The sequence below is a fragment of the Mycolicibacterium psychrotolerans genome (genome assembly GCF_010729305.1).
Classification (GTDB): domain Bacteria; phylum Actinomycetota; class Actinomycetes; order Mycobacteriales; family Mycobacteriaceae; genus Mycobacterium; species Mycobacterium psychrotolerans.
The window spans coordinates 3663869-3690827 of record NZ_AP022574.1 but is presented as its reverse complement, the minus strand read 5'-3'; the positions used below and the strand labels follow the sequence as shown (position 1 = coordinate 3690827).

General features: G+C 66.5%; 19 protein-coding genes. 7 read left to right on the top strand and 12 right to left on the bottom strand.

The annotated features are described in order from the left end of the window. Positions 1–35 precede the first annotated feature (35 nt). Together G6N45_RS18130 and G6N45_RS18125 are read left to right on the top strand one after the other, a co-directional pair. Positions 36–1520, top strand: coding sequence for a flavin-containing monooxygenase (locus G6N45_RS18130; RefSeq protein WP_163723511.1), 1485 nt, complete (start codon positions 36–38; stop codon positions 1518–1520). A 38-nt stretch (positions 1521–1558) separates the two neighbouring features. After that, the gene (locus G6N45_RS18125) at positions 1559–2929 is read left to right on the top strand and encodes a cytochrome P450 (protein ID WP_163723510.1); all 1371 of its coding nucleotides are present in this window, start codon (positions 1559–1561) and stop codon (positions 2927–2929) included. A 7-nt stretch (positions 2930–2936) separates the two neighbouring features. Here the strand turns inward: G6N45_RS18125 and G6N45_RS18120 are convergent, their stop codons facing one another. The 3 genes from G6N45_RS18120 to G6N45_RS18110 form a co-directional block, all read right to left on the bottom strand. Further along, on the bottom strand, positions 2937–3761 hold the full coding sequence (locus G6N45_RS18120) for a class I SAM-dependent methyltransferase (protein ID WP_246228716.1): 825 nt from the start codon (positions 3759–3761) through the stop codon (positions 2937–2939). Between the two features lie 44 nt (positions 3762–3805). Further along, the gene (locus tag G6N45_RS18115; RefSeq protein WP_163723508.1) at positions 3806–5047 is read right to left on the bottom strand and encodes a PE-PPE domain-containing protein; all 1242 of its coding nucleotides are present in this window, start codon (positions 5045–5047) and stop codon (positions 3806–3808) included. A 437-nt stretch (positions 5048–5484) separates the two neighbouring features. After that, positions 5485–6660: a PE-PPE domain-containing protein gene (locus G6N45_RS18110; RefSeq protein ID WP_246228715.1), complete on the bottom strand. Its 1176-nt coding sequence runs from the start codon at positions 6658–6660 to the stop codon at positions 5485–5487. An 862-nt stretch (positions 6661–7522) separates the two neighbouring features. Between G6N45_RS18110 and G6N45_RS18105 the strand changes: the two genes are divergently transcribed. Beyond that, positions 7523–9010 (top strand): flavin-containing monooxygenase, encoded by a 1488-nt coding sequence (locus tag G6N45_RS18105; protein ID WP_163723506.1) that lies wholly within the window; start codon positions 7523–7525, stop codon positions 9008–9010. A 141-nt stretch (positions 9011–9151) separates the two neighbouring features. Then, positions 9152–10507, top strand: a complete 1356-nt coding sequence (locus tag G6N45_RS18100) for a cytochrome P450 (protein WP_163723505.1) — start codon at positions 9152–9154, stop codon at positions 10505–10507. 77 nt (positions 10508–10584) lie between these two features. Here the strand turns inward: G6N45_RS18100 and G6N45_RS18095 are convergent, their stop codons facing one another. The 8 genes from G6N45_RS18095 to G6N45_RS18060 all read right to left on the bottom strand — a co-directional run bounded on the left by G6N45_RS18095 (position 10585) and on the right by G6N45_RS18060 (position 21508). Next, entirely contained in the window at positions 10585–10797 is a 213-nt protein-coding gene (locus tag G6N45_RS18095) for a hypothetical protein (protein WP_163723504.1), read from the bottom strand. Positions 10798–10950: 153 nt separating this feature from the next. Then, positions 10951–12138 (bottom strand): alkane 1-monooxygenase, encoded by a 1188-nt coding sequence (locus tag G6N45_RS18090; RefSeq protein WP_163723503.1) that lies wholly within the window; start codon positions 12136–12138, stop codon positions 10951–10953. A 180-nt stretch (positions 12139–12318) separates the two neighbouring features. Beyond that, a complete protein-coding gene (locus G6N45_RS18085) occupies positions 12319–13908 on the bottom strand; it encodes a peroxidase family protein (protein ID WP_163723502.1) in 1590 nt (529 codons plus the stop codon). A 32-nt stretch (positions 13909–13940) separates the two neighbouring features. Continuing rightward, entirely contained in the window at positions 13941–15848 is a 1908-nt protein-coding gene (locus tag G6N45_RS18080; protein WP_163723501.1) for a substrate-binding domain-containing protein, read from the bottom strand. A gap of 20 nt (positions 15849–15868) precedes the next feature. Next, entirely contained in the window at positions 15869–18094 is a 2226-nt protein-coding gene (locus G6N45_RS18075) for a malate synthase G (protein WP_163723500.1), read from the bottom strand. A gap of 66 nt (positions 18095–18160) precedes the next feature. Further along, entirely contained in the window at positions 18161–19072 is a 912-nt protein-coding gene (locus tag G6N45_RS18070) for a 3-methyladenine DNA glycosylase (protein ID WP_246228714.1), read from the bottom strand. Continuing rightward, positions 19065–20126, bottom strand: a complete 1062-nt coding sequence (locus tag G6N45_RS18065; protein ID WP_163723499.1) for a hemolysin family protein — start codon at positions 20124–20126, stop codon at positions 19065–19067. Before G6N45_RS18065 ends, G6N45_RS18070 begins: the two co-directional genes overlap by 8 nt. Continuing rightward, on the bottom strand, positions 20126–21508 hold the full coding sequence (locus G6N45_RS18060; RefSeq protein ID WP_163723498.1) for a hemolysin family protein: 1383 nt from the start codon (positions 21506–21508) through the stop codon (positions 20126–20128). Before G6N45_RS18060 ends, G6N45_RS18065 begins: the two co-directional genes overlap by 1 nt. Before the next feature lie 320 nt (positions 21509–21828). Here G6N45_RS18060 and G6N45_RS18055 point away from each other — a divergent pair, with 320 nt between their 5' ends. The 3 genes from G6N45_RS18055 to G6N45_RS18045 are packed head-to-tail and all read left to right on the top strand — an operon-like array spanning position 21829 to position 25458. Beyond that, on the top strand, positions 21829–22872 hold the full coding sequence (locus G6N45_RS18055; protein WP_163723497.1) for an iron ABC transporter substrate-binding protein: 1044 nt from the start codon (positions 21829–21831) through the stop codon (positions 22870–22872). 2 nt (positions 22873–22874) lie between these two features. Then, complete coding sequence (locus tag G6N45_RS18050) at positions 22875–24407, top strand: ABC transporter permease (RefSeq protein ID WP_163723496.1); 1533 nt, start codon at positions 22875–22877, stop codon at positions 24405–24407. Further along, the gene (locus tag G6N45_RS18045) at positions 24400–25458 is read left to right on the top strand and encodes an ABC transporter ATP-binding protein (protein WP_163723495.1); all 1059 of its coding nucleotides are present in this window, start codon (positions 24400–24402) and stop codon (positions 25456–25458) included. Before G6N45_RS18050 ends, G6N45_RS18045 begins: the two co-directional genes overlap by 8 nt. Here the strand turns inward: G6N45_RS18045 and G6N45_RS18040 are convergent. Continuing rightward, positions 25411–26841, bottom strand: a complete 1431-nt coding sequence (locus tag G6N45_RS18040) for a GuaB1 family IMP dehydrogenase-related protein (protein ID WP_163723494.1) — start codon at positions 26839–26841, stop codon at positions 25411–25413. The genes G6N45_RS18045 and G6N45_RS18040 overlap by 48 nt on opposite strands. Positions 26842–26959 lie beyond the last annotated feature (118 nt).

The window sequence follows — 26959 nt, the reverse complement described above, 5'->3', positions numbered from 1 at the left end:
TCGTCGGTGTGCCGGGAACGCCGTAGTATCGCCGCGTGAGCACGAAGCAGTTCGACGCCGTGATCGTCGGTGCTGGATTCGGCGGCATGGGTGCTGCGATCCAGCTCAACCGGCTCGGCTACGACAACATCGCCATCCTCGATCGTGAAGACGATCTCGGAGGGACGTGGCACGTCAACCGTTATCCCGGACTCACGGTTGACGTACCGTCCACCACATACTCGTACTGGTTCGAGCCGAACCCGTACTGGTCACGGTTGTATGCACCTGGCGAGGAACTCAAGCAATACGCCGAATACGTCGCCGACAAGTACGAGCTGCGCCGGTACATGCGATTCAACACCACGGTGGAACTCGCCCGTTGGGACGAGCAGGCGGGCGAGTGGTTGGTGTCCGTGGCCGGCGGCGAAACGTTACGTGCCCATTTTCTGATCCTCGCGACGGGATATCTCTGCCAGCCCAAGACGCCCGACATCCCGGGCATCGAATCGTTTGCCGGTACCGTCCTGCACGCCCAGAAGTGGGACCACAGCTACTCGCTCCAGGGCCGGCGGGCAGCGATCATCGGCACCGGATCAACCGGAGTGCAGCTGGTTCCGGCGCTTGCCCGCGACGTCGCGGAACTGACCGTCTATCAGCGCACTCCGATATGGGTCATGCCCAAGCTCGATTTCGGCATCGCGCCGGTGGTGCAACGCCTGTTCGCGAAAGTTCCTTCTGCGCAGCGGTTACTCCGAATGTCCACGGACATATTCATGGACGTCATGGTCACCATCGCGATGTGGCGATTCCGACAGTTCCGACCCGTCAACTCCGGAGCCGCGCTGATCGGGCGTCTCCACCGCTTCCTCGCCATCCGCGACAGGCAATTGCGCCACAAGCTGGCACCCGATTACGACTTCGGCTGCAAACGTCCCACTCTCTCCAACACGTACTATCCCACGTTCACCAAGCCGCATGTTCGCCTCGAAACATCGGGTATCGAGTGCATCGAACCCGACGGGATCGTGTCCCGCGACGGGTCGAAACGCACCATCGACACTTTGGTCCTCGCAACCGGATTCGACGTATGGGAGTCAAACCTGCCGGCCATCGAGGTGATCGGCCGCAACGGTCGTAACCTCGGAAAGTGGTGGCGCGAGAACAGGTTTCAAGCATATGAGGGCGTATCCGTGCCGGCCTTCCCCAACATGCTGACCCAAGCCAGCCCCTATGCCTGGGTTGGAATGTCGTGGTTCGACACAGTCGAGGCGCAGATGCGGCACATGGATCGGCTGCTTGGCGAGCTGCAGCGGCGCGGCGCGAGTACTTTCGAGGTCACCGAGACCGCGAACGAGCGTTTCCTTGCCGAGATGCTGCGGCTTCTCGACGACTCGGTCTTCCGACTCGGAAACTGCACCACGTCAAGGTCTTATTGGTTCAATAGCGCGGGCGAAGCGCCGCTGTTTCGGCCCACGTCGGTGCGTAGTGCTGTCCGGGCTCAGGATCAGTTCCCGCTCACCGACTACTCGATGGCCTGACACAATGTTCTTCACCGGCCACTCGAAGGGGTGATGAGATGACGACCGCGACAACAGATCCGGTGAGGCTCCCACCGGGACCACGCGCGCCGAAGCTGATACAGGGTCTGGCTACAGTTGCAGCGCAGAACACGGTCTTCACCGCGCTCGAGAAGCGCTACGGGAGTGCGTTCACGCTGAACGTACCCGTTTTCGGCCGCATGGTGGTACTCAGCTCGCCCAGCGACATCAAAGAGCTCTTCAGTTCCAGTCGCGAACTGATCGGTAGGCCGACCAAGAATCTTGGCGACATCCTCGGCAGCGGTTCGGTCTTCGCTCTCGATGGTGACGAGTTGCTGGCACGGCGCAAGCTGTTGCTGCCACCGTTCAGTGGCAAGAGCATGCGGTCCTACGAGCGCATCACCGAGGACGAGGTGCTGGCTGAAATTGCCACCTGGCCAGAGGGAGTGGAGTTCGAGACGCTCGACCCAATGATGCGCATCTCTCTGAACACCATCCTGCGCGCCGTATTCGGTGCCGAAGGTAGGGAGCTGGAAGAACTTCGCACCCTGATGCCCGCGGCGGTGGAGTTCGGCTCGCGCATCGCCCTCTTGCCGGAAGCTATACGCCGCGATCTGGGCAAGTGGAGCCCAGGGGGACGGTTCGCACAGTACCGGCGGAAGATGGACAAGCTGATCGCTACCCTCATCGCCGACGCCCGGGCTGACCCCAACTTCGACAATCGCGACGATGTCTTGACTCTGTTGTTGCGGACCCGGTACGAGGACGGCAGTCCGATTTCCGACCAGCACATCGCCGACGAGTTGCTCACGTTGTTGGTCGCCGGCCACGAGACGACTTCCGCGCAGCTTTCTTGGGTAATCGAACGTATTCGTCGCCATCCCGACCTGCTGGCGCGCTTGACCGAGGAGGTGGATGCCGGGCAGTCGCAGCTCCTGCGCGCCACCATTCAAGAGGTTCAGCGGACCCGCCCGGTTTTGACGGCCTCTCTACGCCGCACCCGGACGCGAGTCAAGCTCGGCGAATGGGTGATCCCCGAGGACACGACGGTGCTCGGCAGTCTGCACCTTGCGATGACCTCCGCTGACAGTTTCCCGAACCCGGAGAAGTTCGATCCGGACCGGTTCTTGGGCACCAGTCCGAACCCGTTCGCCTACCCGCCTTTTGGCGGCGGCATGATGCGCTGCATTGGTGCCTCGTTCGCGACCATGGAGATGGAAGTTGCGGTGCGTGCCATGTTGCAGCACTTGCGTTTCGAGCCAACGGATGCTCCCGCTGAGGGTGCACATAACCGCGGAGTGTCTATCGCGCCGAGAAAAGGCGGTCTCGCGGTTGTGCATCGGCGTCAATCGCGATCGTCCCAGAACACGACCTCGTCGGTATCCGCGGGTGAACCAGGCATCTCATGAAGGATCGTCAGAAGCGATAGCGCAGTACTCGCGCCTTGCGCGCGATCGGTGGAAACCGCTTGGCCACTCGGCTGGCCAGCCGCAGGCCCATCGGAAAGGCAGCCGCCTCGGGTTCGAACATGGCGCTGACCTCCTCGTTCAGGTGAAGCCGGGGGTTCCACGTCTCGGGATGTCGAGCGTCCTTGAAGCCGGCGAAATTCCAGTGCTGGTGTGGTGAGTTCGTCCCCCGCATGGCCAACCGGCCCGTGATGCGATTCAACCGGCCCACTCTGCCGTAGTCGTTGAAAACGAGCATGCCGGAAGGAAAGTTGGTCGTCAGGCCGCGAAACAGACCGACGATCGCGGACTCGGTCAGGAAGGCGAAGAGTCCGTCGGCGACGATCGCCGTGGAGCGATCCCTCGGAAGCGTCGCAGCCCAGTCATCCTCGATCACCGACGCAGAGAGGTTGCGTGCGTTCTCACGTTGTGGAAGTAGGGCGTTACGGAGTTGGATGACACGAGGGAGGTCGACGCTGAACCAATCGACGGTGGCCGGTGGATCGACGCGAAACACCATGCTGTTGAGCCCGGCACCGAGATCCACCACGACGGCACACGGATTCACTGTGACGAAGTCTCGGACGCGCTGGTCCAGCATTCTGGCACGCAGTGCTACCAGGGTTCGCACACTTGGTGTCACTCCGAGGTCGGAGAAAGGGAAGTCGATTTCGTCGACCGTGCTGCGGGCCAAAGGGTCTGCAAGAATCGGCCGCGCTGCACTGGCGTCAAGCGCTCGCGCATACTCAGTGAGCAGCGCGGTGCGTTCCACCGGCTCCAGGTCACCAACGTCCATGCCGCTAGCCAAGCACATGTTCTTGCCGGCGTGCGCCTTCGGGCTCAGCTCGATGCCGCCGCCGGTGAGTCCCCGTCCTGAGCGGGTGTCCCGTCGGCGCCGCTCGCCGGTTCGGCGTCGGTGACCTCGTTCGGGTCAACACTGTGTGCGGGGGAGGTGTCACCGTCATCGGACTCGTCGGCGAGGTTCTCGTCCACGGAATCGTCGGCCGACTCGTCGTCGACCATCTCGTCCGCTACCACCTTGTCGTCGACCACCTCCTGTTCGACGACTTCTTCGTCCTCGATAGCATCGCCCTGGGAAGGATTTTCGGCGCTACGCGTGGTCTCGCTCGCGGCGGTCGATTCGCCAATGGGTGCATCTGGGGCGGGCCCTCCACTAACCGCGACGTGATCGTCAGTTCCGTCGGTCGCACCAAGGGCGTCTGGCTGAATCGCCGGCGAAGCAATGCTCTGCACAATCGGCACCGACTGCGGTTCGGGAGTTGAGGGCGGTGTCGTCTCGAACGGCCGATCGTAGGCTCTTTCGATGATTTCCCTCAACGGTGCGTCGAGGCGTGCAGCGAGGTCTCGCAGGCCGAGTGCACGCAGCGGAGCCAACAGTGGCAGGTCCAGCGTCGGTACCAAAATGTAGGTGATGTGGCCTTCAGTCCACCGGATGTTGGCCGGATCATCCACATTGACCGGTGCGTAGTTCGTGTGAAGGGGCGAAAGCAGTCCCATCATCACGTTGAGTTGCGCAAGCAGGTTGAACCTGTCGGGAGCATCAGCGACAGGATCGTACTGGCGAGCGATATCGATCACCTGGTACTGCGAGGGCGGCATGTTTGAGATTGCACGGTTCACCCCGCCGTACTTGCGAGTCGGATTCCCGATGACGACAAAGGACAACGCCTCGGCCGATGGAGCGTCCACATCCCCCGCGTGGTGCTCGATCCAGTCCGCCACGGCAATGGCACCACCGCTCAATGCGAAGACCGCGACCCCATGTCCGCGCGGAAGCACACTTACCTCCGTTTCGGACGGCACCTCATCAGGCGGTTCCGGTGGCAATGCGACAGTCGCCGTCGCAATGGCCTCAGAGATCCGCTCGATTGAGACGTTCATCCAGAACGAGTACTTGACCTCTTGACAGGTGTTCGGACTCTGGCACATCGCGCCCGTTAAGGCTCGCGGCATCTGAGAGGGCAGCGGGCTGAAGGTCAGCACGCTCGCCGCCTCAGCAGCAGGAGGCGTAACGGCGGTGATCAGGACCGTCGCGCCGACCGCGGCGGTAAGCAAACCCATTCTCGATCTGGTGGTTCGTCCATTCACTATCAGGCCCTACCCCTCCAGACCCGCCGAGAGTTTGCTAGGTATGGTGATCGTAACTCCGACCTCGCAGGAGCCGGGCGATTGTGGAAGTTGTGACGACAATGTCATCGCTGTGCTCCCGAGTGGCTTTGCACCACTGCGAGCGGGTCGTGTGCCTTGTGCCGTTTCGATCATCACTGTTGACACAAGCCTTCTCAGACACGAGTTCCTTTGCGTAGTCGGGCTCTTTTGCCCCGAGGTCTGGCATTCCGGCACATCCGCGACGTGTCCGCGGTTCGTGTGCAAGGTTGCTGCCGAAAGCCTTGACACCGAGCGCCGTGCTGAGCGGCCGCACCCGATTTGCCGCGCAGCCGGACCCCCAGTTGGGGACCCGGCCACGCGGAGCGATTTGCTAAACATTGATCAGGTGCTCAGACCTCAGACTCCGCATCGCTGGTCGACGGTTCGCGTGTCGGGGCACCTTCAGAATCCGAGGATGACGTATCGTCGCTGTCGGCCGACTCGGTAGAGGTCGAGTCTTCATCGTTGCTGGTTTCCTCGGACTCCTCAGACACCGTGGATTCGTCGTCGTCCACGCTGTCCGCGACGTCCGTGTCGTCCGGTTCGTCGGTGACCTCGCGGGAGCGCGATGTCGTCGCATCAGCATTGTCATCGGCTTCGTTGACGCGAGGCGATTCGGCCTCGTCGGCCGCCTTCTCGCCCGTCGTCTCGACTTCGTCCCTCACGTCTTCCGTGTCCTCAGTGCCGACAGCGGTTGCCACGACGTCCGCCGGTGACACATTCGCTTTAACGACTGGTTGCGGGTCGTTGCGCTTGTAGGCCTTGTCGATCGATGCCTTCAATGACGCCTCGGAGCGCTTCAAGAACGGTAGAAGCTTGACGATGGGCAGGGTGGTGGCGGGCACCAGGTAATGGATCGTCTTTCCGCCCAGAGCGTTCACCTCTTCGGTGATGTTCTTGAGCGGAACCTTGTCGAGATCAGCGAAGGCAGTGGGTACATGCTCTGTGATGACTCCTGCGTAGGCGTTGATCACAGCGAGCATGTTCCACACGCGATCCGGGAAGTCGGCAAATCCATCGTATTCGCCGGTCACGACAATGACGTCATACTTTGTCACGGGTGCCGGCTTGTAGGTGTAATCGAAGCGAGGGTTGTACTTCACGTCGTTGATGAACTTCTGCCGACTGGAGTCAGCTACGATCACAAAAGTCAGATTCGCCTTGCTCGGCGCCGACGCGCCGTCCTCGAGAAGCCGTCGCATCGTCTCGTCCACGACGAGCGAACCTGCTGAAAGTCCGACGACGGTTATCGGCTGGGTCGAACTGAGGATCTGGCTGTAAAGGTTGTCCGTTCCGATACCGATGGACTGACCGAGCGTGTACTGCTTGCCGATGTAGGGTTTGGCCTCGGCTGGCCACTCGATGTCGCGGAGCGTATCGCCTGCGAACCGCTGCGCAAGCAGGTTCTCCATGATGATGTCCGGGACTGTCTTCTGCATGATGCCGCCAACGACAAGCGTCGTGCCGGCCCATGCCGGCGCCATTGCCGCGACCACGGCCAGGCAAACTGCTGCGAACAGTGACACTGCAGTCACTCTCGCCGTTCTGAGAAGCAAACGCATGTAGATCTCCTGGTCAGAGCAGTAATCGAAATGAGGCCGTCTTGGTAGCAGATGGCCACACAAGAATGCGCCACGTAAGCGACCTGTGCTAGCAAATTCGACACACCTCCCTGATTTGATGAATCCAGCAAACTTGTCGAGTAATGCGGGGCGGCTCTCGTCATGGCATACCGTGGTGACATCTCGACCTTGGCAAAAAATAAATTTTTCTGGAAGAGGGTTGTGGGAATCAAGGTCTTGCCTGCTCACTGGCTATGGGTCGATGTCGAGCAGCGGTCGAAGGCCCCGTCTGAATCGGCGGATGACGCCTGGGGGCGTCCACTGAGGTAGAAGATCTCGAATGTGGCGATGGGCTTCCACAGCCCTCTCGTTAACGGATTAGAGGGCTTCAGGAGACACCAATACGGTCAGGCGGTTAACGAAAAGAGCCGTCGACAGTTAGCGTTATGACGCTCGCGCACGCTTGGGGAACATGATCCAGACGGTCAGCATGCATGATAGCTGGAGAATAGATGTACAGGTGTCATAGCACTTCAACGGCGCAGTGTTCCCAGCGAATGAGTTGCCTAGAGCAGCCGCTGGCGCACAGTAATCGTGACTCAAGCCAGCAAACTCTGCGCGCACAGTTCGTCAGAGCAAACAATGAGGTCTCGTTTGGCACTCGGCAGTAGCCCGCGGTGTGGCTCGGCGAAGTGAACGGCCATCCATCGAATTGTCTTGTGCGATGACTCCTGAGGCCGCCCCTGAGGCAGGAGCGGCCCCGGATTACTGGCTGCTGCCGATGATGAAGCTGAATCTGCGTAGCCGATGGGCTACGGTGTGAGCCATGACTGCTGACCAGCAACCCCTCGACGCCATCATCGTGGGCGCTGGGTTCGCCGGTATCGGATCGGCGATCCAGCTCAGAGGCTTGGGTTTCAGCAACATAGCGATCCTCGAGCGCGAGAGCGACCTCGGAGGTGTCTGGCACATCAATCGGTACCCCGGCCTTGCCGTAGATCTGCCTTCGCCGACCTACTGCTACTCGTTCGAGCCGAACCCGTTCTGGTCGAGGCTGTACGCGCCAGGACAGGAGATCAAGCAATACGCCGATCATGTCGCGGACAAGTACGACGTTCGTCGCTTCATGCGGTTCAATACCAAGGTCGAGAGCGCACGCTGGGACGACGACGACAAGGTGTGGCTGGTCTCGGTTGCAGGCGGTCAGACGTTCGTTGCACGGTTCCTTATCACGGCAACGGGTTTCATGTCGCAGCCCTGCTATCCGCACATACCTGGTATCAGCGATTTTGCCGGAAAGATCATCCACACAACGGCCTGGGACGAGGCGTACGACTTCGCTGGACGACGGGTTGCGATCATCGGGACCGGCGCGACCGCCGTACAGCTGATCCCGGAACTCGCCAAGGTGGCCGCGGAGATGACCGTGTACCAGCGCACACCCATCCATGTCGTTCCAAAGCAGGACTTCGCCATACCCCGGAGCGTTCAAAAGCTTTTCGCTCGAATGCCGTGGACGCAGCGCATCTTTCGCTGGCTAACCGACACGCAGTCGGCAGTCGTCTTCTTGCCGGCGATCAGATATCGCCAGCTCCGCGTGCTGGCGAAATCGACGGCGAAGCTGGCAAACATGCAGCGCTTCCTAGCGATCCGAAACAAGGAACTGCGCCGCCAGCTGACCCCCGAGTACGACTTCGGATGCAAACGGCCCACCTACTCGAACGAGTACTACAAAGCATTCACCAAGCGCAATGTCCACTTGGACGCGGCCGGCATCGAACGAATAGAGCCCGACCGTATCGTATCGACAAACGGTTCGGAAACCGAGATCGACGTCTTGGTACTCGCCACCGGCTTCGACATCTGGGAATCCAACTTCCCGGCGATCGAAATCATCGGCCGGCACGGGCGGAACCTTGGAAAGTGGTGGCGAGCGAATGGGTTTCAGACCTACCAGGGAATGGCGGTACCCTCATTCCCGAACTACCTGGGGCTGGCAGCCGGACCGTACGCCAACAGCGGACTGTCCTTCTTCAACATGGTCGAATACCAGAGCCGCCATATGGCGCGGCTCTTCACTGAACTCAAACGCCGCAATGCCGCCACCTTCGAGGTGAGCGAACTGGCCAGCGCATCGTTCACTGAGAGGATGGAGCGTCAGCAGCGCAACACCCTGCTGCACTTGGGTAACTGCGCGAGTTCACGCTCGTACTACTTCGGACCGAACGGTGAGACGGTTCTGCGACCAAACACCCCGAGGGCGGTCCTGGCCGAGCAGAACACCTTCCCGCTCACCGACTACTCGTTCTCGTGATAGTCAACCGGCGATCGCATGCGCAACACCGTCAGGAGACGGTTGACACAGCTCGGCCTCATTTCATGTAACCATTGGTATCATTGGGGCTTCATGACAGGTGTCAACCCGCTATTGACATCGCGAACGGAGAGCTGAGACTTGGTAGAGGCGACGACTGACCCTGTGCGACTCCCGCCAGGTCCGCCGATTCCCAAGCTTGCGCAGGGTCTGATGATGTTGACCGTCCGCAACCAGGCGGTATCGGCGGCGCACCGGCGCTATGGGAGTGAGTTCACTGTCAATGTGCCGGTACTGGGACGAACCGTGGTGGTGAGTGACCCTGCGCTGACCAAAGACATCTTTGCGACACACCGCGACCTCATCGTCCGTCCGGGGCACAATCTCGGTGCCACGATCGGCCCTGGTTCGACCTTCAGTCTCGAAGGGGAGGAGCACCTGAGCCGCCACAAGCTTCTCGTTCCCCCTTTCCACGGCAAACGCGTACGCGGCTATGAACCAATTGTTGAAGAGGAGGTGAGACGTGAAATCGCCGGTTGGCCCGAGGCTCAGGAATTCGAGACCCTCGAGCCGATGATGCGTATCACGCTGAACGTGATACTGCGCACCGTGTTCGGTGCAGAGGGCGCTGCGCTCGCCGAACTTCGCGACTTGATACCGCGTGCCGTCGCGATGGGTTCACGGTTCGTGCTGCTCCCCGCCGCAGCCCGCCGCGACCTGGGTCCATGGAGTCCCGGCGGACGTTTCAAGCGGATCCGGGCGCGGATCGACACGGTGATCGCTGGCCTCATCGAGGACGCACGATCCGATCCGCACTCAGAAGAACGCGCGGATGTGCTGTCGCTCCTATTAGCCGCTCGATACGACAACGGCGAACCGATCTCCGATGCTCACATCTCCGACGAACTCTTGACTATGGTGGTGGCTGGCCATGAAACAACAGCTACCCAACTGTCCTGGACAATCGAACGATTGAGGCGTCATCCCGACCTGCTGGCCCGGCTGACCGATGAGGTTGACGCCGGAACATCGGACCTCCGGCAGCGCGTCATCTGGGAGTCCCAACGCACGCGTCCGGTCATCGACAACATTCCACGCCGAACCAAGCAGCGCGTCCGTCTCGGAGAATGGGTGCTACCCGAGAACACGAACATGTTCATAAGTATTCAATTGGCCCATATGGAGGAAGCCAACTACGCCGGCGCCGAGCAATTCAACCCAGACCGGTATCTGGAGGGTGCGCCGAAGCCGCCGCTCTGGATTCCGTTCGGCGGAGGCGTCAATCGGTGCATCGGCGCAAACTTCTCGAACATGGAGATGGACATCGCTTTGCGGACTCTGCTTCGCGAACTTGAAATCGAGCCCACTGGCGCCCCGTCCGAGCGACTCTGGGATCGGGGCGTGGCTTTGGCCCCCCGGCACGGCGGGCGCGCAGTCGTGCGCCGACGCTGCATGAGCGTCGTCACCGCGGCACCCATTCCCGCCCAGTCAACCTAGTGGGACGGTAGCGCGTTATAGCTTCCGTCGGACCAGGTGAGCGGGCCAGCTCTGGAGCTTTCTCTCGGTGAGTGTGACTAGTGCCCCAAGCTGGGCACCGGTCCATCACACGTGTCCCACAGCGGCGGAACCAGCGCCAGCAGCACCATCGTGGTGTATCCCCACGGTTGCTGGAGCTTCGCGAGCGTGACACATCGCTTGATATCGGCGCCGACAGTTCGGTGCTCTTCGGGAAGGCGCTGCATAACGCGAACAGCGCTGTCGCCCGCGATATTGTGGGCAGTGGTCATCGTGTCGATTCTTTTCCTCGAGTAACTTTGGTCGGTCGCTCGAAGAATCACGCGATGATCTCCAATCAGTCGGCTGCGAGACGCCTCACATCCTGATCAGGTCCGGCTCGTCTGTACCGGCGCAGTAAGCGCCAACCTACGGGCACAGTCCAGTCAGCTCCGCTGCAGTAGCCGATCGGCGTCGCGCGGTTTGAGCGCGGCCAATCGCACGTCCCCGCGGTAGTGAGCGGCCACGCGCCGGTCCATCACCCGCCGCCACAGCGGCGGGCACAGCGCCAGCACCACCATCGCCGCGTAGCCGGCCGGCAGCTGCGGCGCCTCGTCGGCGTGACACAGCGCCTGGTAGCGCCGCTGCGGGTTGGCGTGGTGGTCGGAGTGGCGCTGCAAGTGGAACAGGAACACGTTGGAGATCACCGAGTTGCTGTTCCAGCTGTGCGACGGACGCACCTGCTCATAGCATCCGTCGGCGCGGCGCTGACGGCGCAGCCCGTAGTGCTCGAGATAGTTGATCGTCTCGAGGAGGAACACCCCAATCAGCGCCTGCCCGATCAGCCACGGCACCACCTCGACACCGAAGCCGACGATCAACGCCGCGAACAGCACGACGGTCATCAGCCACGCGTTGAGGACGTCGTTGCGCAGGCTGAACACCGCACCCCGATGGCGCCGCAGTCGCCGGGCTTCGATGGACCACGCCGAGCGCAGGCTGCCCAGGATCGACCGGCAGTAGAAGAAGTAGACGTTCTCGCCCAGCCGCGAGCTGGCCGGGTCCTCGACGGTCGCCACCCGGGCGTGGTGGCCGCGGTTGTGCTCGACGAAGAAATGCCCGTACCCGGTCTGCGCGAGCGCGATCTTGCTCAGCCACCGCTCCGACCGGGCGCGTTGGTGCCCGAGTTCGTGGGCGGTGTTGATCGCGATGCCCCCGATGCCGCCGACGGTCAGCATCAGTCCGACCTTGTCGGGCAGAGTCATCGTGACCCCGCCGCCGCCGGTCCACAGCCAGCACGCCAGGAGCAGCGAGACGTACTGCGCGGGCAGGTACAGATAGGTCGCCCAGCGGTAGTAGCGGTCCTGCTCGAGGTGGACCAGCACACTGTCGGGAGGGTTCTCCGCGTCCGGGCCGACGAGGTAATCCAGGGCCGGGATCACGAAGAACATCAGCATCGGTCCCGACCACCAGAACAGCCCGGAGCCGGTCAGCATGACGGCCGCCCAGGACGTCGGCACGAGGATCGGGATGACGATGCCGAGCAGCCACACGTACCGCTTGCGGTCCCGCCAGTTGCCTGCAGCGACCGGCGCAGCGGCGCGCCGCGACCGGCCGTGCCGTCGAGTCGGCATCCTCAGCTCCATCCCCCTCTTTGCCAGACGGTTCCCTCATCATCGCAGATCCTGGCGTCGATCGGGTAACGCCGTCATACCATTGCTGCTCGTCATCGGGCAATATCGACAGCGAAGCGAGGCTGGGTACTTCGCTTTGCGGACCATACGTTTGACCTGCTGGGCGGTTGCTCAGACAGATCAGCGCCAGCGTCGTCGCCCGAGACTGACCCGCGGCGTAGCAGCTTCCCCGCCGATGTTGCGCCGCACGAGGTCCGCCAGCGTTCTCGTGGAATTCAGCACCTGCATGCCCTCCGCCGAGAACGTCGCCTCACCGTACACACCCGGGTCGAGCAACGGGTTGGTCAGTGCCTGGGAGAAGGCGTCGACCGCCACCATCGCACTCATCACCGGCGGCAGCGTGCTGCCCCGCCGGACATCCTCGGCGAACAACCCGACGAACAACTCGACGCGGTCGATACCGTCGGTGCCGTAGCAGCGCTCGAGGGCGCTGCGCACCTCGCTGCGGGAGGTCAGGTCGTCGATCGAGCGCAGCGCGGGAAAGCCGCACGCTCGCCGGTAGTCGTTGTAGGACGCCAGTTCGGCGTGCCGGCCGATCACGATCGACTTCTCCTCGATGGCCAGCATGGAGGCGTCGGTGTTGCCGAGCCGGATGGTGCTGCAGGGCTGCCGGGAGGCCTCGTCGAACAGCGCCGACAGCCCGTGTTCGGTGACCGGCCGGGTGTCCCACCACAGGTCGGCGAACGTGCGGCGGCGGCCGCCGACCGTGACCTCGGTCGGCACCAGGGAGTGCCACCGGTAGAGCAGGTTGAACTCGACGGACATCCAGTTCTGCCGGTACCACTTCTCGTTCGCGCCGATGCCGGGTTCGACGCACAGCGGGAACCGGATCGGGGTGATGTGGTTGATGTAGTCCTCGATGACGATCTTGAGCAGCACCACGGTCAGCGTGTTGCGTGTGGTGTCGAAGACCCGGTCGTCGCTCCAGTCGGGATGGGCGGCGCTGATCACGCCGGCGATGCGGTTGTGTTCGCGCAGGAACAGCGTGCTGATCATCGTGAAGCCGTAGTGGATGTTGCCGCGCGGGATCCCCAGCGCGAACAGCTTGGGCCGCAGCGCATCGGGCACCGGTCCGCCGCCGGCGGCCTTGAGGTCGCCGCCGCGGAAAATGATCTCCAGGTCGGCGAATTCTTCCTTGACCACCCCGTCGGCGTCGCACAGATAAGGCGGGAACTCCGCGGCCAGGGTCTTCTCGGTCTTCAGCCGGCCGCCGGTGCCTTCCCGCAACATCCGTGTCACGTCGGTGGTCTGGCCGTAGAGCTGACTCAGGTCGATGTCGTGGGTCGAGGTGTTTCTGGTGTCATCGCGGGGGTCGGTGCGCAGGAACCCGTCGACGAACCACTGCGCGAACAGCGGGAACAGCAGCGTCGATCTGGCCGACTTTTCGCAGGCCGCACCGCGCCTCTCGAACAGGGCCGCGACCTCGGCAGGCGCAGGGAGGCCGGCCTGGAACTCGGGCTTCGGCGGTAGGTGGCGCTGGCTGAACGTGCGGTCGTGCAACGACTCCCACGACGTCCACGGCAGCATGGTGCTCAACGCGCCGGGCCGGGTCCGCATCGTGTAGACCAGCGAGTTGATGATCCATCGGTTGACGAGCGGTCCGACCGTCGGCGTGGCGCGCAGCGCCAGCCACACCGGGGCGAAGTGCGTCGTCGCCACGATGCGCACACCCCTTCTGACGCCGTTCTTACGCCAGAACGCCCTGGTCACGCAGGCCAATATACGGCGCGGACGGCGGAGGGTCAGCCCAACAGCTTCGCGATCGCCGACGCCAGCTCCGGGTCCGTCGAACTGCCGACGTTCTGATAGCTGCCCCCGGTGGTCTGCGCGACGGCCTCCCAGGTGGCCCGGTCGGAGTCGTCACCGAAGTCGATGACGTTGACGGCGACCGGCTTGGCGGGATCGAAGGCGCCGCTGATGTACTGCCGCAGCCCGTCGGCCCCCAGCGACTGGTCCGTGTGCGGACCCGAGGTGATCACGAGCACCGAATTCTTCTGTCCCGCTCGATATTTCGCCGACGCATCGGTGTAGACCAGGCGCAGCGTGGTGAACGACACCGCACCGCCGGCCGACGGCGTCTGCCCGTCCAGCGCACCGGTCAGTGCGGCCGAGCGCGGCCGGCCGTCGACCTGGTCGGACAGGGCGCCCAGGCCCACCTCCGAACGCCCGGCCACCCCGTCGAACGTCCACAGGCCCACCCCGGAGTCGGGCGGAAGCACCTGCAGGCGTGCCTCGAGGGCATCGACGACGTTGGTCAGCCGGGGCTTTCCGCCCTCGTCGGTCGGCATGGACTGGTCGAGCATGATCGTGACCGTCGGACTCTGGGCGGGCGTGGTCAGCGTGTCGGCGATCGTCGCGCGCAGCGCGTTGTCGCCGAGGTTCAGCGGCGCACCGACCGGCGCGAAGTCGACCACGTCGTTGCCCGGCGACTGCTGACCCTCGACACGGAAGCCGGCCTTGGACAGTTCGGCGAGTTGTTCGGGCTTGCGCAGGAAACGGGCGAACTCGCTGGCCGCGGAGATCTGCTCCTGGGCCAGCCAGTCACCGGAAAGGAGCACGGTCGGGAAGTCCGCCATCGCGGTGGGTCCGGGCGGCAGCCACGACGCGAGAGCCGAGCGGGCATCGGGCAGCGACGCCGCGCGCTGGAAGAGTCGCTGCTCGGTGGTGACGACCGCGTGCACCGGCGCGGTGGCCGGATCCTTCGCGCCGACGAGTGCGTCCAGCGCCGTTCCGGCTTCGGTGTCGGCCAGCTTCGGGGAACCGGCCATCAGCGTGCTGACCGCGCCCAGACCCGCGCTGGGAGGCGCACCGGACGGCGCCGATGCAGCCGCCACCGCCTCGGCGGCCAGGAACGACGCGTCGCTGTCCCCGCCGAGTGGAAGCGCGAGCCGGAGCCCGCCCCAGCCCTGCAGCCCCAGTCCGTCCAGGCCGGCCTGATCGCTCTGCAGCCGCGCCACGGTGCCCCAGTTCTGCTCGCTCATGGCGCCCTCGAGCTGCGGGGAGACCGCGAGCACGACAGGCGAGGTGACCAGCGAGCGGCTGTCGCTGACGATCTGGGAGCCGGCCTTGGCTTCCAGCCGGGCCTCGGAGGCCGAGCTGCCCGGGATCCACAGCGCCGGGCGCTCACCCAGGTCGCCGGGCCAGTCGCCGGACAGACCGGTGAACACCTTCTCGGAGTCGGCGGATGTGACGCCGACCTTGACGCACTTGTCGCCGACGGGCTCGGCGGTGTCGTTGTACCGCTGGGCGAGCGCACCGATGGGTTCGGCGATCGCCGGGTCGGCCACCACGGAGACGGCCACCTCGCCCTCGACGCAGCGCGCCGCCGCCGTGTCTGACCGGCTGGACAGCGCGTCACCGAAGAAGCGCCACAGAATCACCGCGCCGACGATGACGACGACGCCGACCAGGGCGGCGATGACGCCCACCGAGATTCCGCGCCGGCCCGGGGTGACGGCGCGGTGGCTTCCGGTCCACTCGCCGCCGTCCCAGCCGCCGCTGTGCTGCGGCCCGCCGGGGCGCGGGGGCGCGGCGTCGAACCGTTCGGTCTGCGACTCGTCGGAGGGGGAGTCCTCGGTGAACTCCCGCGCGTCGCCGGAGTCGTCCGGGGTCTTGGAGTCGTCGGGGTCGGGGAGGCTATGTCGTCCCATGCCTGCCTTCGGTGTCGGGGTCAGCCAACGTTACTAGCCGCTTTGAACTCCCGGCGCCGGCGGTGCAGGATCGGCTCGGTGTACCCGCTGGGCTGCGCGCCGCCGGCCAGGATGAGTTCCTGGGCCGCCTGGAAAGCGATGCTGCCCTCGGGATCGGTTGCCATGGGCCGGAAGTCGGGATCGGCGGCGTTCTGCTCGTCGACCACCGCGGCCATCCGACGCAGGCTGGCCTTGACGTCCTCCTCGGTGATCACGCCGTGGCGCAGCCAGTTCGCCAGCAGCTGGCTGGAGATCCGCAGCGTGGCCCGGTCCTCCATCAGCGCGACGTCGTGGATGTCGGGCACCTTCGAGCAGCCCACGCCGGCGTCGATCCAGCGCACCACGTAGCCGAGGATCGACTGGCAGTTGTTGTCGACCTCCTCGCGGATCTCCTCCGACGCCCAGGCCAGCTCCTTGGCCAGCGGGATGGTCAGCAGGTCCTCGATGCTCGCGCGGCGATCGCCCTCGAGTTCTGCCTGCACCGCGAACACGTCGACGGCGTGGTAGTGCATCGCATGCAGCGTCGCCGCGGTCGGCGACGGCACCCAGGCGGTGGTCGCGCCGGCCTTGGGCTGGCCGATCTTCTGCTCGACCATGTCGGCCATCAACTCGGTCATGGCCCACATGCCCTTGCCGATCTGCGCCTTGCCGGAGAAGCCGGTCTCCAGGCCGATGTCGACGTTCTGGTTCTCGTAGGCCTGGATCCACGCGGTCGACTTCATCGCGCCCTTGCGGATCATCGGACCCGCCTCCATCGAGGTGTGGATCTCGTCGCCGGTACGGTCCAGGAAACCGGTGTTGATGAACACCACCCGGTCGGCGGCGGCCTTGATGCAGGCCTTGAGGTTGAGCGTGGTGCGCCGCTCCTCGTCCATGATGCCGACCTTGATGGTGTTCTGCGGCAGGCCGAGCACGTCCTCGACCCGGCTGAACAGCTCGCAGGTGAACGCGACCTCGTCGGGCCCGTGCATCTTCGGCTTCACGATGTAGATCGATCCGGTGCGGCTGTTGACCAGCGGGCCGTTGCCGTCTTCGGTACGCAGGCCGTGGATCCCGATGAGGCTGGTGAACAGCGCGTCCTGGATGCCCTCGGGGACCTCGTTGCCGTCGGCATCGGTGATCGCGTCGTTGGTCATCAGATGGCCGACGTTGCGCACGAACAGCAGGCTGCGGCCGGGCAGGGTGAGCTCGGCCTCGCCGTCGGGCGCGGTATAGGTGCGGTCGGCGTTGAGCACCCGGGTGAAGGTCTTGCCGCCCTTGGAGACCTCCTCGGCCAGATCGCCGCGGTTCAGCCCGAGCCAGTTGCGGTAGCCCAGCACCTTGTCGTCGGCGTCGACGGCGGCCACCGAGTCCTCGAAGTCCATGATCGTGGTGATCGCCGACTCCAGCACGACGTCCTTGATGCCGGCCCGGTCGGTGGAGCCGATGGGGGAGTCGGCGTCGATGAGGATCTCGATGTGTAGGCCGTTGTTGACCAGCAGCACCGCGGTCGGCGCGTCGGGGTCACCGAGGTACCCGGCGAACTGCGCGGGGTCCTCCAGCTCCACGGACGAGCGCTCGCGCGAGGAGTCGACATCCTCGGAGCCACCGTCGTCCAGCGTCGCGGTCACGGCGCCGTCGGCGACGGTCAGGCCGGTGATGTCCGACCACGAGCCCTGCGCCAGCGGGGCGGCGCCGTCCAGGAACGTACGGGCATACGCGATCACCTTGTCGCCGCGCACCTTGTTGTAACTCGTGCCCGGCTCGGCCCCGTCCTCCTCGGAGATCACGTCGGTGCCGTACAGCGCGTCGTAGAGCGAGCCCCAGCGCGCATTCGCGGCATTGAGGGCGAAGCGCGCGTTGAGCACCGGCACCACCAGCTGCGGTCCGGCCGTTGTGGTGATCTCGTCGTCCACCCCGGCGGTGGTGATCGTGAAGTCGCCGGGTTCGGGCTCCAGGTAGCCGATGTCGGTGAGGAACTGCTTGTACTCCTCGGGCTCGAAGCCGCCGATCACCCGCGCGCGGTGCCACCGGTCGATCTGGGCCTGCAGTTCGTCACGGCGGGCGAGCAGCTCCTGATTCTTGGGGGTGAGATCGGCGACGACCTTGTCGACGCCGGACCAGAACGTGTCGGGGTCGATTCCGGTGCCGGACAGCGCCTCATGGGTGATGAAGTCGTACAACACCGGGGCGACGCGCAGGTTCCCCACCGTCACACGTTCGGTCATGATTCCTCCCTCGCCGGCACATGCGCTCGGCCCGCGCGTGCCTGTCGTGAAATCCGTCGAATCAGTTTACCCGCCGGTAAACGCGCTGATCCCCGGCCCACTTCGCCGGCCGGCTTCGGCCAGCGCGGCGCAGGCCCGCAGAAGCCTCGACCGCAGCGGGGCCGCGCGGCCGCTGATGGCCTCCTGCGCCGCCGCGTATTCCCGTCGGCCGTCCGGTGTTTCGACTCTTATTGGCGCGAAGCCGAAGTCCTGCAGATCGTACGGGCTGGCGCGCATGTCCAGGATGCGGGCGTCGGCGGCCAGCTCGAAACAGTCGAGCAGAAGGGAGGATTCGATCAGCGGGCCGAGCTTGAACGCCCACTTGTAGAGGTCCATTCCGGCATGCACGCAGCCGGGCTGCTCCTCAGCGATCTGCGTCTGCCGCGTCAGCGGCCGGGCGTTGCGCGCCGCAGCCGGCTCGGTGAAGAAGCGGTAAGCATCGAAGTGGCTGCAGCGCAGAGGAATCGACTCCACCACCGCGTCGGTGCCCGCCGCCCCGAGCCGCAGGGGCACCGCGTCGTGACGAACGGTCTCGGTGCGGTACACCATCGCCCACTCGTGCATGCCGAAGCAACTGAATCGGGCCGGGCGCGCCGCGGTGGCCGCCAGCAGCTCGGCGATGAACGTCACAGTGCCCAGACGCGTCAGCAGATGGTCACGGCTCACGGTGACGCCTGCACCGGAGCGCTGGTAGCCGGCGCGCGTCAGATACGCCTGTGCGGCGTCCCCGCCGAGCACCACTCCGAAGCCCGGATGCCAGACGCGCAGCTGGCGCGGCCGGCAGCTGTAATAGGTGAACAGGAAGTCGAACACCGGGTGGGGCCGGCCCGCCCGGCGGCGCTCGACGTGCGGCGCGAGCAGGGCGTCGGCGCGGCGGCGGTGGGCCTCGGCACGCTCGGTCCAGTCGGCACAGACGCTCCAGTCGGTGCTCTCAGACACGATGGGTGCCGTCACGGACGGTGCCCACCAGGTCTTCGACGAGGTCTTCCAGCGCGACCATGGCGGTGACGCTGCCGTCGGCCGCGGTGACCAGAGCCAGGTGACTGTTGGTGCGGCGCAGCCGGGTCAACGCGTCGGGCAACGGCAGCGAGGCCGGCACCCGCGGCAACGGGCGCACCATCGACGACTCGAGCACCACCGAGTCGTCGTGCGGCCCGTCGAGCAGGGGCAGCACGTCTTTGATGTGCAGGTAGCCGGCATAGGAACCGGACGGGTCGGCGACCGGGAACCGCGAGTAGCCGGTCTCTTTCAGCGCCTCCTCGAGGGCGCGGATCGTCGGCCCGGCGCCGGTGCGCGCCGCGGGCACCGCCCGGATCTGGTGCAGCGGCAGCGCGACGTCGTCGACGACGCGGTTGCGGATCTGTAGCGCGCGCGTCAGTCGGCTGTGCTCCTCGGGGTCCAGCAGTCCCTCCGACAGGGACTCGGCGATCATCTCCGACAGCTCGACCGTGGACACCGTGACGTCGAGTTCGTCCTTGGGTTCCACCCCGAAGGACCGCAGCGTGGTGTTGGCGCACCAGTTGTAGAAGGCGATGAACGGACGGGCGGCCCGGATGTAGACCAGGTACACCGGGATCAGCAGCATCGCCGTCGACTCCGGGCCCGCGATCGCGATGTTCTTCGGCACCATCTCCCCGAGCAGCACGTGCAGCGTCACCACGATGGAGAGCGCCACCAGGAACGACACCGTGTGCAACAGCGTGTCGGGGATGCCGAGCAGATCGAACGGCTTCTCGAGCAGGTGCGCCACCGCGGGTTCGGCGACGCGGCCGAGCAGGATCGAACACACCGTGATGCCCAGTTGGGCGCCGGCCAGCATCAGCGACAGGTTCTCCCCGGCCCTGATGACGGTGACCGCGCTGTTCTTGCCCTGCTCGGCGAGCGCCTCCAGGCGGTCGCGGCGGGCCGAGATCAGCGCGAACTCCGAAGCGACGAAGAACGCGTTGGCGCCCAGCAGCACGAAGGTCAGCAGCACGCCGAAGATGTCGCCCATCAGAGGTCCTCACCGGTCTCGGCGCGCTCGTCATCGTGATCACCGGCACGGCCGAGCACGGTCAGTGTCAGTTGGTCGATGCGTCGGCCGTCCATCTTGACCACGGTGGCGAGCCAGCGAATGGGATCCTCGATCGGTCCGTCGGGGTCGAACGCGGTCAACTCCACCGATTCGCCCTCGTCGGGAATGTGTCCGAGCTCCTCGAGCACCAGCCCGCCGATCGTCTCGTAGTCGCCTTCGGGTGCCCGGAACTCGGTGTTCTCGGCCACCTCGTCGATACGCAGCAGGCCCGAGACCTGCCAGCCGCTGCCTGCCGGCACGACGTCGGGGGGTTCGTCGTCGTGCTCGTCGCGCACGTCGCCGACGATCTCCTCGATCAGGTCCTCGACGGTGACCATGCCCGCGGTGCCGCCGTACTCGTCGACCACCAGCGCGGTGGCCAGGCCGTTGGCGCGCACCTCCGACATCACCGCATCGCCGTCGAGGGTGGACGGGACCTTCGCGACGGGCTGCACGATCTCCGACAACCGGGTCGTGGAACGTTTGTCGTGGGCCACCGCGAACACCTGCTTGACGTGCACCACGCCGATCGTCTCGTCGAGGTCGCCGCGGATCACCGGGAAGCGCGAGTGCCCGGTCCGCACCGCGGCCTGGCTGAGCTCGAGCACGGTGTCGTCGGCGTCGAGGGTGTCGATCTTCGAGCGCGGGGTCATGAGTTCCTCGGCGGTCCGGTCACCGAACTGCAGCGAGCGGTCCACCAGCACCGCGGTGACGGGGTCCAGCGAGCCGCTCTGGGCCGACGTGCGCACCAGTGACACCAGCTCCTGCGGCGAGCGCGCGGACCGCAACTCTTCGGCAGGCTCGATGCCCAACCGGCGCAGGATCCAGTTCGCGGTGCCGTTCGTCATCCGGATCAGCGGCGTGAACAGGAACGAGAACATCAGCTGCGGGCCCGCCGAGGCCCGCGCCGTGGGCACAGGCCGGGCGACCGCGAGGTTCTTCGGCACCAACTCGCCGAACACCATCGACACGGACGTGGCGATCAGGATGGCCAGGATCAGCGCCAGGCTGGTGGCGAACCGCTCCGGCAGGCCCACGGCGGCCAGTCCCGGTTCGATCAGCCGCGCCAGCACGGGCTCGGCGAGAAAACCGGTGGCCAGCGTCGTGATCGAGATGCCGACCTGGGCACCCGACAGCTGCGTGGACAGGGTCCGGTGCGCGCGCTGCACCAGCTGATCGCGCCGGTTGCCCGAGCGCGCGTTGGACTCGACGGTGCTGCGTTCCAGTGCGGTGAGCGAGAACTCGGCGGCGACGAACACCGCGGTCCCGGCGGTCAGCAACCCGATGGCCAGCAGCGACAGCAGAGACATCGTGGCGGTCATCGGATCGCTCCCGGGACGGCAGCGGGGGAGGCGCCGGGCTCGAGGCCCGGCGGACTACAGGAGGGCTCGGCCTCGGCGGGCTCGTGTTCGGGCCGCTCGGCGAGTGTGGCCGGCGCGGATGGGCCTCCATCCAGTGCCTGCGGCACCTGATCCCTTTCGGCGCAGTGACAGGTCGGCTGAGTGACAGCGTGACCTCACATGTTAGCCGAAGTGCGCGGCCCGCCCCGCCGCGGCGAGCGTTTACTAAGCCTAACCTCACGCGATGGTAGGTTGCAGATCACGATCAGAAAGGCGGACTGCTCCCTATGCCCCTGAAGTCGATGTCTGTGACATTCCCGAGAATCTCGGCCTCGCGCTGGGCCGGCGCCCTCGGCGTCGTCACCGCGCTGGTGGCGCTGTCCGCATGCGGTTCCGAGACGCGCACCGACGACGCCGACAAGGTCGTCGTGTACTCCGGCCGCAGCGAGGAGCTGGTGGCGCCGCTGATCAAGCAGTTCACCGCCGACACCGGCATCGAGGTGGAAACCCGCTACGCCGGTTCGGGCGAGATCGCCGCGCAACTGATCACCGAGGGCGACAAGTCTCCGGCCGACGTGTTCCTGTCGCAGGACGCCGGCGCACTGGGCGCGGTGTCGAAGGCCGGATTGCTGGCGCCGGTGGACGCCGAGACGCTGCGCGCGGTCCCCGCGCAGTACGCCGCCGCCGACGGCACCTGGGTCGGGGTGTCGGGCCGGGCACGGGTGGTCGTCTACAACCCGACGCTGGCCCCCGCCCCGCCGGACACCATCGACGGCCTGCTCGCGCCGCAGTGGAAGGGCAAGATCGGCTTCGCGCCGAGCAACGCGTCGTGGCAGGCGTTCGTCACCGGGTTGCGGGTGGTGCGCGGCGAAGACGGCGCCGCGCAGTGGCTACGCGCGTTCAAGGCCCAGGACCCCAAGGCGTTCGAGAACAACGTCGCGGTCCGCGACGCGGTGGATTCCGGCCAGATCCCGCTCGGCCTGGTCAACCACTACTACCTCTACGAGCTGATCGACGCCAAGGGTGACGGCGCGGTGACGGCGCAGAACAAGTTCATGGCGGCCGGCGACCCCGGCGGGTTGGTGAACGTCGCAGGCGTCGGCGTGCTGAAGGCGGCACCCAATCCTGAAGGCGCGCAAGCGTTTGCGGCCTACCTGGTGGGCGAGTCGGCGCAGCGGTACTTCGCCGAGGAGACCGCGGAGTACCCGCTGGCGGCCGGGGTGGCGCCGGCCGCGCAGATGCCTGCGCTGAGCGACCTGCGTCCGCCCGCCGTGGACCTGTCCCAACTCGACGACATCGAGACGACGCAGGAGCTCCTCGTCGAGACCGGCCTGCTGACCAACTGAGGGTGGCCGGTTCGGTCCGGGCGGCACGTCGTCCGCCGGCGCTGCTGGTGCTGCCGGCCGCCCTGGTGGCCGCGGCGACCCTGATTCCCCTCGTCTATCTCGGCGACCGGGCGCTCTCCCGCGGCTGGTCCGCGGTCGTCGCCGAGGTGGTGCAGCCGCGCACCGCGGCCCTGGTCGGCCGGTCGCTGCTGCTCGTCACGACGGTCACGGCCGCGTGCGTGGTGCTCGGTGTGACGCTGGCGGTGCTGCTCACTCGTACCGACCTCCCGGGCCGGCGGTTGTGGAGCGTCGCGCTGACGTTGCCGCTGGCGATGCCGAGCTACCTGCTGGCCTACCTATGGGTGTCGGCGGTTCCCTCGATGGCCGGTTTCTGGGGCGCTGTCCTGGTGCTGACGCTGGTCAGCTACCCGCTGGTGCTGCTGACGACGACGGCGGCGCTGGCCCGGGTCGATCCGGCGCAGGAGGAGGTGGCCCGCTCGCTGGGCCGGGGCGGCTGGGCGGTGCTGTTCGGGGTGACGCTGCGGCAGGCGCGCGCGGCGATCGCCGCGGGCGCCCTACTGGTGGCGCTGTATGTGCTCAGCGATTTCGGCGCGGTGGCGGCGATGCGCTTCGAAGCGTTCACCTGGGTGATCTACGGCGCGTACCGGTCGGGGTTCAATCCGGCACGGGCGGCGGTGTTGTCGCTGGTGCTGATGGTGTTCGCCGTGGTCCTGGTCGCCGCCGAGCACAGGGTCCGGGGTCGGGCCGCGGCGTCGCGGGTCGGGTCGGGCGCGCCCCGGCCAGCGCCGCGGAACCGTCTCGGGGGGTGGACGGGCGTGGCGCTGGGGCTGCCGGTCGTCGTGCTCGCGGCCGCGGTGGTGGTGCCCGGGGCGGCGCTGGTGGACTGGCTGGCGACGGCCGGTCCGCGCTGGGATCCGGGCCGGTGGCTGGACGCCCTGGGGTCGACGCTGTGGTTGTCGGCCGCGGCCGCACTCGCCTCGACCGCCGCCGCGCTCCCGCTGGGGGTGCTTGCGGCCCGTCACCGCGACCGCGCGACGCGGGCGCTCGAGGGCGTCAGCTATGTGGCACACGGCCTTCCGGCGATCGTCATCGCGATCTCGATGGTGTCGCTGGGCGTGCTGCTTTTGCGGCCGATCTATCAGCGCGAACCGCTGTTGATACTGGCCTACACGGTGCTGTTCGTGCCGCTGGCGGTCGGTTCGGTGCGTGCCGCGGTGGAGTCGGCGCCCATCCGGCTCGAAGAGGTGGCGCGGTCGCTGGGCCGCACACCGGTGCGGGCGTTCACCGCGGTGACGGCCCGGGTGGCGCTGCCCGGCATCGCGGCCGGTGCGGCGATGGTGCTGCTGACCTGCATGAAGGAACTGCCGGTGACGCTGCTGCTGCATCCGACGGGGACGGACACGCTGGCCACCCGGCTGTGGGGATACAGCTCGGTCAGCGACTACGCCGCCGCCGCGCCGTACGCCGCGGCGCTGCTGCTGTTCGCGGCGGTGCCCACCGCGCTGCTCGGTGCGTGGAGCGTGCGCGGTGACTGAGCCGGTGGCCGGGGTCGCCGCGAACGGCGTCCACAAGGCGTTCGGCGACCGGAGGGTGCTCGCCGGGGCCGATCTGGTGGTGCCCGCAGGCACGATGAGCGCGGTGCTCGGACCGTCGGGGTGCGGCAAGACCACACTGCTGCGGATCCTGGCCGGGTTCACCGATCCGGACGCGGGCACGGTTCGCATCGCCGGGCAGCTCGTCGCCGGCGGCCCCGCCCCGGTGCCCGTTCACCGCCGGCGGGTGGGCCTGATGCCGCAGGAGGGTGCGCTGTTCCCGCATCTGAGCGTCGGCGCCAACGTCGCGTTCGGCATGCCGCGCGGCGGCCGCGTCGAAGAGTGGCTCGAGGTGGTGGGCCTCGAGGGGCTGGCCGACGCGCGCCCGCACGAGATCTCCGGTGGCCAGCAGCAGCGGGTCGCGCTGGCGCGCGCGCTGGCAGCCCGGCCGCGGGTGCTGTTGCTCGACGAACCGTTCGCCGCACTGGACGCGGGTCTGCGGACGCGGGTCCGTGAGGACATCGCGACGATCCTGCGCGACACCGGGACGACGGCGGTGCTGGTCACCCACGATCAGTCCGAAGCGCTGTCGCTCGCCGACTCGGTGGCCCTGCTCATCGACGGGACGGTGGCCCAGCACGGCACTCCCGCCGACCTCTACGAGCGGCCGGCCAGCCTGGCCGCGGCCCGGTTCGTCGGCGCCACGGTGGAGTTGACCGGCACGTCCGCGGCAGGGGTCGTGCAGACTGCGCTGGGGCGGCTTCGCCCGCGGCTGCCGGTGGCCGACGGCGCCGCGGTGGTGGTGCTGCGCCCCGAGCAGCTGCGCATCGGCGCCGAGGGAGTGCCCGCCCGTGTGACGGCGTGCCGGTTCTACGGCGCGGACACCGCGGTGGAGCTGATGCTCTCCGACGGCACCGCGGTGCGCATGCGGCATCCGGGGCGGACCGAGCTGGCCGGTGACAGCGTGGTCACCGTCGAGGTGGCCGGCGACGTGCTGGCCTATGCCTCACCAGCCGGTGGGCAGCGGGTGCCCTTCGGCGAAACCGGCCGCTGACTGCACGCCGAGCACCACCTTCTCGTGCAGTTCGGGCAGTGTGGCGGCGCCGACGTAGGTGCACGTGCTGCGCACCCCGGAGGTGATGTGGTCGAGCAGGTCTTCGACTCCGCCGCGCACCGGATCGAGGTTCATCCGCGACGTCGAGATGCCCTCCTCGAACAGCGCCTTGCGGGCCCGGTCGAACGCGCTGTCGGCAGCGGTCCTGGCGGCCACGGCCCGCTTGGAGGCCATGCCGTAGCTCTCCTTGAACGGCTGGTTGTCGCGGTCGTGCAGCAGGTCTCCGGGGGATTCGTAGGTGCCGGCGAACCAGGAGCCGATCATCACGTTCGACGCTCCGGCCGCGAGCGCCAGCGCGACGTCGCGGGGGTGGCGCACCCCGCCGTCGGCCCACACATGTCCACCGAGTTCTTTTGCCGCAGCGGCACATTCGACGACCGCGGAGAACTGCGGGCGGCCCACGCCGGTCATCATGCGGGTGGTGCACATGGCGCCGGGGCCGACGCCGACCTTCACGATCGAGGCGCCGGCGGCGATCAGGTCGCGCGTGCCCTGCGCCGAGACGACGTTGCCGGCGGCCAACGGCACCCCGAGGTCCAGCGCGGCGACCGCGGCGATCGCGTCGAGCATCTTGACCTGGTGGCCGTGCGCGGTGTCGATGACCAGCAGGTCGGCGCCGGCCTCGACGAGCGCACGGGCCTTGGCGGCGACGTCGCCGTTGATGCCGACCGCGGCGGCGATGCGCAGGCGCCCGCGGTCGTCGAGCGCGGGGGTGTAGATGCCGGCACGGATGGCGCCCGTGCGGGTGAGCACACCGGCCAGCGCGCCGTCGGCGTCGGTGAGCACGGCGACGGCGACCGGCGCGTGTTCGAGCAGGTCGAACACCTTGCGCGGGTCGGTGCCCACCGGCGCGTTGACGAAATCCCGGACGGCCACGTCGCGGACCCGGGTGAAGCGGTCCACGCCGCTGCACACCGACTCGGTCACCAGTCCGATCGGACGGTTGTCGTCGACCACGACGGCCGCGCCGTGGGCCCGCTTGTTGATCAGCGCGCAGGCATCGGACACCGAGTCGTCCGGTGACAGCGTCACCGGGGTGTCGACGACCGTGTCCCGGCTCTTGACGAAGTCGACGGTGTGGTGCACCGCGGCCGCCGGAAGGTCCTGCGGCAGAACCACGATGCCCCCGCGGCGGGCGACGGTCTCGGCCATCCGGCGGCCCGCGACGGCAGTCATGTTGGCCACCACCACCGGGATCGTCGTGCCCGACCCGTCGACCGTGGACAGGTCCACGTCGAAGCGGGAGGTGACCTGCGAGCGGCCCGGCACGATGAAGACGTCGTTGTAGGTCAGGTCGTACGGCGGGTCATCGAGGAACTTCACGCCCCGAGTCTAGTGGCGCAGGCTCAGGCCTCGATCTCGCTGCGGTCGCAATGTCACCCCGAGAGCGGAGCCACGCACATATCTGCACGACGGCGCTCTCACGACGACATTGTGATCG

Excerpts from the sequence above, each read along its gene's own strand:
- G6N45_RS18095 (WP_163723504.1), bottom strand. The coding sequence starts at position 10,797 with ATGACCACTGCCCACAATATCGCGGGCGACAGCGCTGTTCGCGTTATG.
- G6N45_RS18105 (WP_163723506.1), top strand. The coding sequence starts at position 7,523 with ATGACTGCTGACCAGCAACCCCTCGACGCCATCATCGTGGGCGCTGGG.
- G6N45_RS18120 (WP_246228716.1), bottom strand. The coding sequence starts at position 3,761 with ATGGACGTTGGTGACCTGGAGCCGGTGGAACGCACCGCGCTGCTCACT.
- G6N45_RS18125 (WP_163723510.1), top strand. The coding sequence starts at position 1,559 with ATGACGACCGCGACAACAGATCCGGTGAGGCTCCCACCGGGACCACGC.
- G6N45_RS18080 (WP_163723501.1), bottom strand. The coding sequence starts at position 15,848 with ATGGGACGACATAGCCTCCCCGACCCCGACGACTCCAAGACCCCGGAC.
- G6N45_RS18115 (WP_163723508.1), bottom strand. The coding sequence starts at position 5,047 with ATGGGTTTGCTTACCGCCGCGGTCGGCGCGACGGTCCTGATCACCGCC.
- G6N45_RS18065 (WP_163723499.1), bottom strand. The coding sequence starts at position 20,126 with ATGGGCGACATCTTCGGCGTGCTGCTGACCTTCGTGCTGCTGGGCGCC.
- G6N45_RS18090 (WP_163723503.1), bottom strand. The coding sequence starts at position 12,138 with ATGCCGACTCGACGGCACGGCCGGTCGCGGCGCGCCGCTGCGCCGGTC.
- G6N45_RS18060 (WP_163723498.1), bottom strand. The coding sequence starts at position 21,508 with ATGACCGCCACGATGTCTCTGCTGTCGCTGCTGGCCATCGGGTTGCTG.
- G6N45_RS18075 (WP_163723500.1), bottom strand. The coding sequence starts at position 18,094 with ATGACCGAACGTGTGACGGTGGGGAACCTGCGCGTCGCCCCGGTGTTG.
- G6N45_RS18055 (WP_163723497.1), top strand. The coding sequence starts at position 21,829 with ATGTCTGTGACATTCCCGAGAATCTCGGCCTCGCGCTGGGCCGGCGCC.